Below are 13359 nucleotides of genomic sequence, written 5' to 3'. Positions count from 1 at the left end.
TGAATTTATACTTAGGGCGAGTTTGTTGAGTGAGAACGCCTAAGTTCATTTATTTTTCTGTTGAGAAAATAACGTTGCTTGAAACCCAACGGATGTCGCCGTCAGTAGTGAAGAAGAAGTATTTGCCATTCGGTGACATTGTTGGCGTAAAATCAAACTCTTTTGTGTTAATAACTTGCCCTAGATTTTTGAGATTACCCCATTTTCCATTGGCGCTACGATGGCTTATGTATAGGTCTCCTTTTCCAAACGTGTCGTCTCGGCCTCCAACTGCAACGATCAAGTAGCTTTCATCTGGCGCAACAAACACATCGCCTTCACGCCCTGCGCTATTCACTGGTTTACCTAGATTCTCAGGTGGCTGGTATTGGCCGTCAACGTACTTTGCGACATAAATATCATACCCACCAAGGCCGCCTTCTCTTGTGGAGCTGAAATATAAGTTGCCGCTGTTTGTATAGACAGGGTATATTTCACGAGCATTACTGTTGATAGGGGCAGGTAGTAGCTTTGGTGCACCCCACGTATCTCCTTCGCGCTGCATAACCCACAGATTAACTGAACCTTTTGCAAAGGTACTGGTTGGTGCATTTGAAATGTATATCATGCGTTGCCCATCTGGAGAAATCCAAGGGTCAACTATTTCATAGTCATCCATTTCCTTTAAATGAACACGTTCAGGTAAAGACCAATTATCGTTTGCGTGCTTTTTTATAACAAATAGCCGATACACATCGTTCACTCGCCTGCAAAAATAGAACTCTTTACCATTGGGGTGAAACACTGCGTTCAACTCGACCTGTTCAGTGAGCGATATAATTTCAGGAGCAAGAACAATTGGAACATCTTGAGGTGGAGTGAGCCCCAGAAATGTGTTGTCGTCTTTACTGTGTGCAATGTTGGTTAACCATGTGAGTGCTATCACACAGACTGACATTAGGTATTTTGTATTTAAATAGGTCATATATGTGTTTCTCATGCATGCTTGCGGAGTTAAACAGGTTGATAAGATTTATATTGGTAATGTTACTATGTTTCAATTTTAATTCCATAAACGAGTCGAGAAGTTAGTGTATTACCATATAAATATATGGGGTATATGAATACCGTTTATCTATGGCATTGTTTATATTAATGAATTAAAGATCTTGGTCTGTTTTTAGGCATTGACACTACGTTAAATACCCCTATAACTCGCGCCTGAAATGAATTCGGGCTGCGCAATGTGTGGCTCTCGCTTAAACTGGGACTGCAGCATGAAGTGTTGTGATCCAAACCTAAGGTAAAATTGCGATGAAAACTTATTCCGCAAAACCTTCGGAGATCGAAAAGAAATGGCTCATTGTTGACGCCGAGGACGTAGTTCTTGGTCGTATGGCACAGGCTGTTGCTGTTGTTCTTCGTGGTAAACACAAGCCAATGTACACACCGCACATGGATTGTGGTGACAATGTCATCATCATTAATGCTGCTAAGGTGAAACTAACTGGCAAAAAAATGAGTGACAAAGTTTATTACCGTCACACAGGCCACCCTGGTGGTATCAAATCAGCAACTGCTGGTGAAATTCTGACTGGTCGTTTTCCTGAGCGTGTTGTTGAAAAAGCAATTGAGCGTATGATCCCAAAAGGTCCGCTTGGTCGCCAGCAACTCCGCAATCTGCGCGTATATGCAGGCAGCGAACACCCACATGCAGCTCAAGAACCAGAAGTTTTTGACGTTGCTGCTCTCAATCCTAAGAATAAAAGGTAAGCGTCATGGCAGATCTTCAAGACCTTAAAGAACTGACAGGCCAAGTAGCCGCAGTTGAAGAAGAAAGCGTTGAGCGTAAGCCTGTAGTTGATGCGCAGGGCCGTTCATACGCAACTGGTAAACGTAAAGATGCTGTAGCACGCGTTTGGATCAAGCCTGGTTCAGGTAAGATCACTGTAAACGGTCGTGACCAGGAAACTTACTTTGCACGCCCGACATTGCGTTTGGTTGTAAATCAGCCGTTTCAGGTTTCTGGTCGTGTAGACCAGTATGATGTTGTTGCAACTGTAAAAGGCGGCGGTCTTTCCGGTCAAGCCGGTGCGGTTAAGCACGGTATTTCACAAGCTATCCAGCTTGCTGAACCAGAATTGCGCGCAGCATTGAAAGCTGCAGGCTTCCTGACACGCGATAGCCGTGTTGTTGAACGTAAGAAATATGGCCGTGCTAAAGCGCGTCGTAGCTTCCAGTTCTCGAAGCGTTAATTCACGAACAAATTTCAGTTTCGAGTATTGTTCGAGTACGAAAGGTCGCCCAAATGGGCGGCCTTTTTTGTTTGACTATGAAATGTTTTGGGTCATTGTCTGGTTAAATAAATTCACCTTATTTTCATGTATTGGAATCTTTGATGCGCGCATCCCTTAAGACACTTTTCATCGCTTTTTTCTTTTCGTCTGCTGTATGTGCGGATGATTTTGATGATGAAACGCGGCGTATGCTGGAACTTAGCAATACATTGCAACCCATGACGCAAGTTATGGATCAATTGTTGGCTGCGCAGGCTCCATTGATGGCGCAACAAATGTATCAAGGCATGAGAAATGAAGGCAAAGATGTTACGCAGGAAGATGTGAGCCAGCTGGTTGCGGATTTCCGAGAGCAAATGGTTTCGCAGTTCAGTGTTGAAATTGTACCTATTGTTATTGACGAATATCGCAAGCATTTCACGCTTGAAGAAATGATTGCTTTAAACGAATTGATATCAAAGCCTGCCTTTCAAGCATTTGCGGCTAAAACACCTGCATTGATGCAAGCATCCCAGCAAGCTGGGCAAGAACTGGGTCAAAAGATCGGTGCTGAAGTGATGCAGCGTCTCATTGCGTTAAATCCTAAATTTCAGTAGTACTACCAATGAATTGTAGGGCAAACTTAAATTGCTTTATATGTAGTTATGATCGATAAACGTCAAACGATTGCCGGCATGGCGCTGGGCATGATGGGTGTTGTCACGTTTAGCCTTACGCTGCCGATGACACGCATTGTTGTGGAAACGCTGGACCCGCTTCAGGTTTCCATATGGCGCAGTCTGGCAGCAAGCATTGTTGCTGCATTTATTCTTTTGATTGTTCGTCCTGTTAAACCACAAGCAGCTGATTGGCAGCGTTTACTTGTCTGTGCAGGTGGTCTGGTATTTGGCTTTCCAATTTTCATTGCCCTTGCCATGCAAACTGTGTCGGCAGCTCACGGGGCGGTAGTGGTTGGTTTGTTGCCGCTTGGAACATCAGTGGCGAGCGTGTTCATCAGCCATGAGAGACCTTCAAAAGCATTTTGGGCAGTCAGCACTGTTGGTACAGTGTTGACTTTGATGTTTGTTTTGCGCCAAGCGGAGGGCGCGCTGGCAATCGGTCATGTGTATTCAATGATTGCAGTTATTGTTGCATCTATTGGCTATGCAAATGGTGGCCTTTTGGCGAAACGTCTTGGTGGATGGCAAGTTAGTTGCTGGACACTCATTGCTGCTTTACCGTTTTTAGGTATAGCCACGTTTTTTGTACCACCAATTCCACTTTCGATAGATGTGGTATCTTTTGGTGCATTCACATATTTAGCGCTGATGTCCCAGCTGATTGGTTTTATATTATGGTACAAGGGCATGGCGCTGGCAGGTATTGCGCGTGTTTCGCAACTTCAGCTCTTGCAGCTATTTTTAACTGTGATTGCAGCCAACCTTATATTGAGCGAACCTATTGACGGCGAAATTGCAACGTTTGGGTCCCTTGTTGTGTTGTCTGTCTGGTTGAGCAGTAAAATGAAAGTATCAACATAGATTCTGTACAGGCCTGTTACCACAGGTTTGGACATGGCCTTGCTGACAAGGTAAATGCTGGGAATTTATTTACTAAAAACAACAATTAAAAATTATGTGTTACTTAGCAGATAAACCATTTATCATTGCGATAACATTATCACCGAGAGCTTCAATTGCGTAACCGCCTTCCAGAATTGTTGCGGTTGGTATCTCCAATTTTGCAATGGCGGCACCAATCTCAATAAAATGGTTAGTATCAAGCTTGAAAAAACCAAGAGGGTCATCTTTGTAGGTATCAGCTCCGAAAGATACAACAAGCGCATCGGGTGCGAACTGTTCAAGCGAATGAAGCGCTTTGTTCAATGTTGGCAGGTATTTATCCCAGCCTGTGCCTTTGGGCAGCGGTAAATTTACATTAAAGCCATTTCCTGCCCCGTCACCGACTTCGTCAGCGTGGCCCAAATAATATGGATATTCGTGTTTTGGATCACTGTGAACGTTAACGACCAACACATCTGCGCGGTTATAGAAGATAGCTTGTGTGCCGTTACCATGATGGTAGTCAACATCAAGCACTGCGACTTTTTTTGCGCCGTTATCGCGCATATATTGTGCCGCAATTGCTGCATTATTGAGGAAACAGTAGCCGCCATATTGGCCGGGCATGGCATGGTGGCCTGGTGGGCGCGAGAAAGAAAACGCATGTTGTGTTTGCTTTCTCATTACAGCATCAGCGGTTGATATTGCGGCCTGTGCTCCTTGATAGACAACGCCCCACGTACCAGCGCAAATTGGCGTACCTGAATCAAAGGCATATATGCCGAGTTTCCCATCTATATTTTCAGGTTGAACTTCACGGCGCATTCCGGCGCCTGGCCAAACAAGCGGGAAAATATCACCTTTGCGTCCAATGGCTTGCCACTCTTGCCAAGCAGTATGCAGGAATTCAATGTAGTCAGCATCATGAACTTTTAAAACTGGCTCTAATCCAAAGTCACTAGGAGTATAAAGTGTATCAAAACCATTCTGTTTAAATGCTTGGTCTATTGCGTCTGCGCGGCTAGGGTTTTCAAAACAAGGTTTTAACTCCCCATCCTTTATCTCGCCAGCGCAGTCATGGGCGGCATGTTTGTCGCTATAAAATATCTTCATCGGTTATTACCTATAGTTTCGGTCTTGCCTGAGCCGCACCCAATTCTGCTTCTAGCATGTTGGCAACATGAACCATGGGCCCTTCTGCGAACAAAGGACCAAATACGCTAAACGCCTGAGGTACATTATATTTAATACCTAATGGGTCGAGCTTTGCCTTGAAAACAGGGCGTGTTTCCATAGCGTTGAATCCAGCACGGAATGCAATTTGAGGTTGGCCAGTGTAGTTGGTGATCAAAAGCATGCTTTCGGCATAATTAGGACCAATGATGACATCCACATCTTTGTAAACATCATGCATGACTTGCATGACCTGACGGCGTAGCCGTTCCATGTTGATATAATCTACGGCTGATAACATTCGCGAAATACGAGCGCTGGATGAACGGGCAGGGAACCGAAGCGTATCAATGCCGCCAGAGCGAATTAACTTATCAAATGCGGCTGCTGATTCTGCACGAATGATAGGAAACAGAGCACTGTAGGGCATGTCGGGAATAGATACTTCCTTCAGTTTCATCCCGAGAGCACGTGCAGCATGTAATGCGTCTTTATCAACCTGTGTGATGTTATCGCCCTCAAACGCACTTGGCATAAACCCGATACGCAGGTCTTTATATTTTTCAGGCGTGTAATCAAACCCGTGATCAATGCTGGAAGCATCTTGAGGGTCGTAATGATTGAGTGTGTTTAGGATAATAGCTGTGTCTTCAACGAAGCGTGTCATAGGGCCAGCTTTATCCAGAGACCACGCCAAAGCCATTAGGCCGTGGCGACTAACGCGGCCAAACGTTGGGCGCATACCAGCAACACCGCAACGGTTTGCAGGGCTAATAATTGATCCTAAGGTTTCCGTTCCAATTGCAAAACCGGCAAGCCCGGCTGCAACAGAAGATGCAGGCCCGGCACTAGAGCCGGATGAGCCTTCGTCTAAATTCCATGGGTTTCGCGTAATGCCGCCAAACCAAACATCCCCAAGTGCAAGGGCACCTGATGTAGCCTTACCGAGCAAAACGGCACCATTATCGCGCAATAGCTTAACCAGAGTTGCATCTTGTTCTGCGATGCGATTTTTATAAGGTTCGGCACCCCAAGTGGTGCGAATGCCTTTGGTGTCAGCCAGATCTTTCACTGCATATGGAATACCGTGGAGTGGGCCAAGGTATGTTCCTGCAGCTAGTAACTTATCTGCTGCAGCTGCTTGTTGGCGGGCCAATTCGGCAGTGATGGTTACAAAGCATTCAAGTGAGGGTCCATATTTTTTGACACGCTTAAGGTATATTTCGGTTAACGCAGCGCTTGTAATAGCTCGACCTTTTATCCAGTGCCCCAATTGCGCGACAGAAGCAAAGGCAATGTCTTCCCCTGAAGCAGGCAGTGGTCTGTTGCTAGGTGCTATTGTTAATGTGTTGCCTTGTGGTTTGTAACTAACGCCGGGGAGGCGTGGTTCAAAAGCCGGGGCAGGTGCCTCACCGTTTGAAAAGTCGTGATTGCGGACAGCTTTTACCGCATCAATTTGTCGAGGGTAATTTTCAATGAAGTCCTCACGTTGTTCAGCAGTGTAAGAAATGCCAAGAACACGTTCTGCGCCTCGAATATCTTCGGTTGTTAAGGCATTAGCTGCGCCTTCAGAATCTGCAGGCTGTAATGCACTGGCAGGCGTGGAGTTGACGGCAAAGCTTGCAGTAACCGCTGAAGCCCCCGCTAATGCCAGAAATGAGCGACGATCCGCTACAAGGCTATTTTCCAAATCATGCGCTTCTTGTTCACATGATTCTGCGTTTTCTTTTTTATATTTTTCCACGACATTTCCCCATACCCGTAAATTACTTCAATTCATTGGCACGAAAGACCATGTCTGTCTATTGCAACACAAAATGTTGAAATAGTTGATAGTCTATAAGCAGAGGTAGAGCTTTAGTGTTCATGACTGCAGTGAGGGTCGTCGCAATCATGATTGTGCTTCAGTTGCTTGTGCATTTTCTTCAATAGACGATCACGTTTCATTTTTGAGAGATTATCCAGAAATGTGCGGCCATCAAGGTATTCAATCTCATGCTGAATAACTGTTGCCAGCCAATCGCTTGCCTCTAGTGTATGTTTCTCGCCGCTCTGGTCTTGATAGGATAATGTAATTGTATTGGGGCGCTTAATTTCTGCACGTATCCCAGGGAAACACAAAGAGGCTTCTTCTCGTGCTTCCATCTCTTTTGATGCTTTGATGATTTTCGGATTGATGCAAATAAGTGGTTTGCGAACGCCTTCTTCTTGCAAATCAACGACAATAACACGTTTAAGTATGCCGACCATATTAGCACCTATGCCGATACCGCGCTCTGCATAGAGTGTTTCCAGCATATTGTCGCATAGCTCCCTGATTTCATCATCAATAACCTTAACAGGTAAAGCCTTTTGACGAAAAACAGGATCAGGTCCGATAACAAGGTCGAGTACAGGCATGGGCACTCCAGAAGATAATTACTTTGTTGCTCTCTATAGAGTGATTTTCTTTTTTAGAAAATATATATGATAGTGTCGCGAAAATTAGAGCTAATCGTTATGTTCTTATTGGTAATCGTCGCATTTCAACTGTTAAAGTGAGTAAAATGAGCAAAAATTCCATTTTTCTTGGTGTATTTCTGGTTTTTATATCCACGTTTTCTGCGCAAGCTCAAGAAACACCATCCGTTGAGAATACGAGGCTATATTTCATTGCTCCGAATGACGGCGATGTAATAAATGGTCCAATTACAGTTAGGTTTGGTTTAGCTGGTATGGGGGTTGCACCTGCCGGTATTGAAAAAGCGGGTACAGGTCATCACCATCTTATCATAGATGCGCCTTTACCTCCGTTTGACGAGAATATACCGCTTGACGAAAATCATATGCACTTTGGTGGTGGTCATACCGAAGTAACCATATCCTTGGCACCGGGTAAGCACACACTGCAGTTGTTATTAGGTGATCAAAATCACTTGCCTCACTTGCCGCCGGTTTTTTCTAAAATTATAAACATCACTGTTACAGAGTAAAAGTAGCACAAGTAATGGAGTGGGCTTATGCCACATATTATTATTGAGCATACAGTTAGCGATCAGGCGACTGATCAAACAGCCATAATGCAAACGGTGCATGATGCGGCGATGGCAAGTGGACTGTTCGGTGAAAAAGCTATCAAAGTGCGTGTTAAAACATACGATGCTGCACTTATCGGCGGTGTTGCTGCCGATTTTGCTCACATTACAATTTACCTAATTGAAGGGCGTGATGACGCAACGAAGAAGCAACTAACGGAGGTCTTGCATCAGGCTTTACTGGTGCATTTTAAGAACTACGATTCTATTAGTGTGGATGCGCGTGATTTAACCAAGGCGGTCTATACAAAAACGACTAAATGAGGGAGAGGGTCTCACATGAAACTAAAGAAATATATGATATCAGCGCTGGCGGCATCAATGCTCGCTTCACCGCTGATGGCGAATGACCATGAAAGTATTCCGAACGAAGTTGAGCGTATGCATGGTTTTGCTGCAGGCGTTTCAGCGGATCGTATCGAGAAAGATATTCGTAAGCTGGTGAGTTTTGGCACGCGCCATACACTATCAGATACGAAATCGGAAACACGCGGTATTGGGGCTGCGCGGCGTTGGATCGAGGCTGAATTCAAACGCATCGCTGAAACATGTACTGCGCAATTAGATGTTTACACTATTTCGGATGTGGTGTCGGGCAACCGCATTCCGGAGCCAACCGAGGTTGTAAACGTTATTGCTGTTCAGCGAGGCATTTTGGATCCGGACCGTGTTGTTCTTATGTCAGGCGATATCGACAGCCGCGTATCTGACAATATGAACGCTACAAGCGATTCACCTGGAGCCAATGATAATGCATCCGGCATGGCTGGCACGATTGAGGCTGCGCGTGTTCTTTGCAAAACCAAGTTTCCGGGTACAATTGTGTACGCTGGTTTGTCTGGTGAAGAGCAGGGGCTATACGGCGGCAATATCTTGACAGCACACGCAAACGAGCAGGGCTGGCGCGTTATGGGTGTGCTTAACAACGATATGATTGGTAATATTGAAGGTGTTAATGGTGTTATCAACAATACAACGGCACGTGTGTTCTCTGAGGGCACTCGGGTAACTGAAACAGAGCGTGAAGCACGTATTCGCCGTTTTTCTGGTGGTGAAGTTGATAGCCCAAGCCGTAACATTGCCCGGTTAGTTGATCGTTTGGCTGACCAATATATCCCAAACCTTGATGTTATGATGATTTACCGTCTGGACCGCTTTGGTCGTGGTGGTCATCACCGTCCCTTCAATGAAGCTGGAATGCCCGGTGTGCGGATCATGGAGACCAATGAGAACTATAATCGCCAACACCAAGACATTCGTACAGAAGGCGGTATTGAATACGGTGATGTCATTGAAGGTGTGAACTTCGATTATGCACGTAAGCTTACAGCATTAAATGTTGTAACACTGGCATCAATGGCTGGTGCGCCGCCGTTTCCGGCTGACGTAGCGCTGCAAGGTGCAGTGCGGCCTTCTACGACTATCAAGTGGGACTTGCGCGGTGATGAGCGCGAAACAGCGAACCTACGAGCATTCAAGGTATACTGGCGTTTAACAACAGATAGCCAGTGGCGTTGGAGTAAAACTGTAAGCAAAGATACGCGTGAATTAACTCTCGATAACGTCGTAATTGATAACTATTTCTTTGGTGTTGCTTCAGTTGCGAATGATGGTCTTGAAAGCCCGGTCGTATTCCCGGGTCCGATGGGGGCGTTTGAAAAGCCGCTCGCATCTGAATAAACAAGATAAAGATGATAGCCGGCCATGATGACAAAAGCCTGTTGAAGCAGTCAGAGTTATCGTGGCCGTTTTTTTGTGAAAAGCTTTTTGATGCTGCCATTGCCGCAGTGTTGCCAGACAAATGCTTGCCAAAATATCTACCGGATCCCAAGGATTATGATGCTGTGAAGGTTATTGCCTTTGGCAAAGCTGCAGCTGATATGGCAGCTATTGTTGAACAGCAATGGGTCGGTGTCAATTTAACAGGCGTTGTAATTTGCCCGTATGGTAAAACAAAACACAGTAATGTTTTTGATATTGTCGAAGCATCTCACCCTTTACCCGATAAAAATAGTATTAAAGCCGCTGATTGTGCATTGCGTATAGCTGAACAAACCGGACCTCATGACTTGTTGTTAATTTTGGCTTCAGGGGGAGGCAGTGCGTTAATGGCCAAGCCTGCTCATGGCTTATCACTTGATGATAAAAGGCAGGTAATCAAAGGTTTACTGCATGCTGGTGCGACGATTGATGAAGTTAATCACATTCGCCGTTCAATTTCTGCGATTAAAGGCGGTAAACTCCTGTCTGCTGCTAAGTCGGCCAAGCACGTTGTTACACTCGCTATATCGGATGTGGTTAATGACGATCCGTCCATAATTGCATCTGGGCCATCCGTTCCGTGCCATAATGCCAACCAGGTGAGTATTCAGGATTTGTTTGAAAAATACCCTGCAATACTTCCGAAAAGCCTGGAGGTGTCAGCGCCTGTTGATAGTAAGAGGGTTCCACAAAACAGTTTTAAGGTGATAGCCAACGCCGCCAAAGCGCTCAGTGCTGCTGAAGCCATGTTGGAGCAAAGTGGATGTGACATTGTCAATCTTGGATATAATGTTGAAGGTGAAGCTCGGGACATTGCAGCAAGGCATGCAGACCAGATTGTTAGCCATTACAAGAATAATCAGAAGGGCATGAAACCGATAGCTTTTCTGTCAGGCGGTGAGTTGACGGTTACTGTGCAGGGTAATGGTATGGGGGGCCCAAATCAGGAATATGTATTGGCCATGATGCAGTCTCTGCCCCAAGGAGAATATTATGTATTTGCAGCTGATACAGACGGCCTTGACGGTATTGGTGGTGCTGCGGGAGCATTTATTACGCCTGAAACTTATAGTGCAGCGCGTAATGCAGAATTAAACACAAAAGATCATTTAATAAATAACGATAGTTTTAATTTTTTCAATAAATTAAAGTGTAATTTTAAGGTAAAAAATAAAGCGATTAACGTTAACGATCTTCGTGTCGTTATCTGGCTTTCACAATCAATGCGTTAGCTTGACCTTTCTAAACACGATGATGGGCTCACCGATGCCTGACATACATGTGATATGCAATATATAACAATTTAATATACCACAGGCTCAAATTTGGTTGGATGTGCACAAAGGGGCGGCTTATCCAATTTTACTGCATATGAGCATTTCGTGAGGGCATCGACGTGATAACAATGCGTGAACTTTCAAAGAAAACATTAACGCTTGCTACTGTTCTGCTTGGAATAACTGGCGCGTTTTCAAATGCTGTGACAGCGACAGACTTGGGCACCGTTGAAGCAAGTCACAGTAAGGCCACGCTTATTTCAGAATATTCATCTGCGGCGGCAGGTGAAACAATATGGGTAGGCTTAGAGCTTACACCGCGTGAAGGTTGGCATTCATATTGGAAAAACTACGGCGACAGTGGCGCTGCACCAATATTTGAATGGGTATTGCCGGAGGGCGTCACAGCAGGTGATGCGCTATACCCAACGCCGCACCGGATGCCTATCGGCCCTTTGATGAATTATGGTTATGAGGCGCCGTCAACGCTTTTGGTGCCGCTAACTTTTGATTCAGGATACACCGCGAATGCGCTTCCGATTGAGTTAATCGTTGAATGGCTTGTTTGTGAGATTGAATGTGTACCTCAAGAAGGAACCTGGTCAGGATCATTACCAGTTGGTGACTTGAGTTATGATGAAGGCGCCCGTTCATTTTTTACAGATGCACGTGACCAATTACCAGAAATGGCTATATGGACTGCTGACCTCACGGTCTATCCAGCACAATCAAGACTTAAGGTTTATGCTGGCGCAGATGAAATTGGCACTGTGAAGGAAGCTTATTTTTATCCGGAAGGCGAGGGTATTACTGAGTATGCTGCTGCACAGCAATGGGCATCATCACCTGATGGCTTCTTTGTTGACATGGTCCGCACTGAAGGCGGCCTTGAAGCCAATAGCGGTAAGGGCATTTTGGTTATTACATCCGAAGATGACCAAGATCGCGCCTATGAAATAGATGCTGAGTTGAAAGTTGAGGCGTTGCCTGCTGCTGGAAGCAGCAATGCTACTCCGCCGCAGGTCAATGCAGATTTCCCACTGTGGCAAGCTGGGCTGTTTGCGCTGCTTGGTGGTCTTGTGCTGAACCTGATGCCGTGTGTGTTCCCGGTACTGTCTTTAAAAGCGTTTTCGTTCATTGCTGCTAACAGCAAAACGGCAGGCGAGCGCAAACAAGAAGGTTGGGCATACACTGCAGGTATTTGGGTCAGTTTTATGATCATTGTGTCCGCATTGTTAATTATTAAATCCAGCGGTACAGCTATTGGTTGGGGCTTCCAGCTTCAGGAACCCGCTTTCGTTGGTGCTTTAGTCCTTATTATGGTGCTGGTGGCTTTGTCCCTTTCCGGCATGTTTAACATACAAGTTGGTGTGGAGGGCGCAGGCCAGCAGCTTGCATCGCAGGATGGCAACAAAGGTGCATTTTTCCAAGGCGTACTGGCGACGTTGGTTGCAACACCCTGTACAGCACCGTTAATGGCACCGGCTATTGGTTTTGCGTTAACGCAAAGTGCGCCGGTTGTCTTCCTGATTTTCAGTTTGCTTGCTTTTGGTTTGGCATTGCCGTTTCTCGCGCTTTCATATAGCCCTGCACTTGCCCGGTTGATGCCGCGACCTGGACCATGGATGGAAAAACTTAAAGAAGCACTCGCATTTCCTATGTACCTCACTGCAGCATGGCTTCTGTATGTATTTACCTTGCAAGCTGGGGCGACAGCGACCTTAGCTCTTTTGGTTGCTATTATTATCGCTATTTTCGGCGTTTGGTTATGGCAGGCATTTTCTGGCCGCGTAGGTAAAGCAATTGCAGTTATTATTATGATTTCTGCGGCATCAGCTATCATTATTCAGCCATTCGGTGGCTCGCCGGTATCTAATCCTGTTGAAACAGCAAGTGATATTACGCCGTATACTGAGGAAGCACTTGCAGAATTGCTTGCCGATGATGAAACCGTGTTTGCGTATTTTAGCGCTGAGTGGTGCATTACCTGCAAGGTAAATGAGCAAGTTGCATTGTTCACTGATGAAACACAGGCTTTGTTTGCGCAGAAGGGTATCCGCGTAATGAAAGGTGACTGGACAAACCGTAACGCGGAAATTGCTGAAATTTTAGCACGCTATGGTCGTGCAGGTGTGCCGTTATACTTGCTGTTCCCTAAAGGGCAATCAGAAGCAATTGTTCTGCCTGAAATTCTGACACCCGGCATTGTTGCTGACGCCATTGCTAATATTTAATTACTAATCATCGTTGGAACAAA

13 protein-coding genes are annotated in these 13359 nt (G+C 45.5%); 9 read left to right on the top strand and 4 right to left on the bottom strand.

All coding sequences use genetic code 11. The features are described 5' to 3' along the window. Positions 1 to 49: 49 nt before the first annotated feature. Complete coding sequence (locus tag OEU88_RS11140) at positions 50 to 964, bottom strand: TolB-like translocation protein (protein WP_262695247.1); 915 nt, start codon at positions 962 to 964, stop codon at positions 50 to 52. Positions 965 to 1293: 329 nt separating this feature from the next. On the opposite strand from OEU88_RS11140, the gene rplM reads away from it, so the two are divergent. The 4 genes from rplM (at position 1294) to OEU88_RS11120 (ending at position 3796) form a co-directional block, all read left to right on the top strand. Continuing rightward, positions 1294 to 1752, top strand: coding sequence for a 50S ribosomal protein L13 (rplM, locus tag OEU88_RS11135; protein ID WP_262695246.1), 459 nt, complete (start codon positions 1294 to 1296; stop codon positions 1750 to 1752). Between the two features lie 5 nt (positions 1753 to 1757). Next, the gene (gene rpsI, locus OEU88_RS11130; RefSeq protein WP_262695245.1) at positions 1758 to 2234 is read left to right on the top strand and encodes a 30S ribosomal protein S9; all 477 of its coding nucleotides are present in this window, start codon (positions 1758 to 1760) and stop codon (positions 2232 to 2234) included. A gap of 143 nt (positions 2235 to 2377) precedes the next feature. Further along, the gene (locus OEU88_RS11125; RefSeq protein ID WP_262695244.1) at positions 2378 to 2872 is read left to right on the top strand and encodes a DUF2059 domain-containing protein; all 495 of its coding nucleotides are present in this window, start codon (positions 2378 to 2380) and stop codon (positions 2870 to 2872) included. Between the two features lie 48 nt (positions 2873 to 2920). Beyond that, positions 2921 to 3796 carry a DMT family transporter gene (locus tag OEU88_RS11120; RefSeq protein ID WP_262695243.1) on the top strand — a complete coding sequence of 292 codons (876 nt, stop codon included), beginning with the start codon at positions 2921 to 2923 and terminating at the stop codon, positions 3794 to 3796. A gap of 99 nt (positions 3797 to 3895) precedes the next feature. Here OEU88_RS11120 and OEU88_RS11115 read toward each other — a convergent pair whose 3' ends face one another. The 3 genes from OEU88_RS11115 to def all read right to left on the bottom strand — a co-directional run bounded on the left by OEU88_RS11115 (position 3896) and on the right by def (position 7390). Next, positions 3896 to 4930 carry a histone deacetylase family protein gene (locus OEU88_RS11115; protein ID WP_262695242.1) on the bottom strand — a complete coding sequence of 345 codons (1035 nt, stop codon included), beginning with the start codon at positions 4928 to 4930 and terminating at the stop codon, positions 3896 to 3898. Between the two features lie 10 nt (positions 4931 to 4940). Next, positions 4941 to 6734 (bottom strand): amidase, encoded by a 1794-nt coding sequence (locus OEU88_RS11110; protein WP_262695241.1) that lies wholly within the window; start codon positions 6732 to 6734, stop codon positions 4941 to 4943. A 113-nt stretch (positions 6735 to 6847) separates the two neighbouring features. Beyond that, the gene (gene def / locus OEU88_RS11105; RefSeq protein WP_262695240.1) at positions 6848 to 7390 is read right to left on the bottom strand and encodes a peptide deformylase; all 543 of its coding nucleotides are present in this window, start codon (positions 7388 to 7390) and stop codon (positions 6848 to 6850) included. 146 nt (positions 7391 to 7536) lie between these two features. Here def and OEU88_RS11100 point away from each other — a divergent pair, with 146 nt between their 5' ends. The 5 genes from OEU88_RS11100 (at position 7537) to OEU88_RS11080 (ending at position 13336) form a co-directional block, all read left to right on the top strand. Then, on the top strand, positions 7537 to 7962 hold the full coding sequence (locus OEU88_RS11100) for a DUF4399 domain-containing protein (protein ID WP_262695239.1): 426 nt from the start codon (positions 7537 to 7539) through the stop codon (positions 7960 to 7962). 27 nt (positions 7963 to 7989) lie between these two features. Further along, positions 7990 to 8328 carry a 5-carboxymethyl-2-hydroxymuconate Delta-isomerase gene (locus OEU88_RS11095; RefSeq protein WP_262695238.1) on the top strand — a complete coding sequence of 113 codons (339 nt, stop codon included), beginning with the start codon at positions 7990 to 7992 and terminating at the stop codon, positions 8326 to 8328. Positions 8329 to 8343: 15 nt separating this feature from the next. Next, entirely contained in the window at positions 8344 to 9744 is a 1401-nt protein-coding gene (locus OEU88_RS11090) for a M28 family peptidase (protein ID WP_262695237.1), read from the top strand. An 11-nt stretch (positions 9745 to 9755) separates the two neighbouring features. Continuing rightward, positions 9756 to 11057 carry a glycerate kinase type-2 family protein gene (locus OEU88_RS11085; protein ID WP_262695236.1) on the top strand — a complete coding sequence of 434 codons (1302 nt, stop codon included), beginning with the start codon at positions 9756 to 9758 and terminating at the stop codon, positions 11055 to 11057. Positions 11058 to 11230: 173 nt separating this feature from the next. After that, a complete protein-coding gene (locus OEU88_RS11080; protein ID WP_262695235.1) occupies positions 11231 to 13336 on the top strand; it encodes a protein-disulfide reductase DsbD family protein in 2106 nt (701 codons plus the stop codon). The last annotated feature ends 23 nt before the right edge of the window (positions 13337 to 13359 follow it).

Origin of the sequence: Kordiimonas aquimaris (assembly GCF_025574485.1) — a bacterium.
Lineage (GTDB): Bacteria > Pseudomonadota > Alphaproteobacteria > Sphingomonadales > Kordiimonadaceae > Kordiimonas > Kordiimonas aquimaris.
The sequence above is the reverse complement of the archived record's forward strand: the minus strand, read 5'-3'. Positions and strand labels throughout refer to the sequence as shown.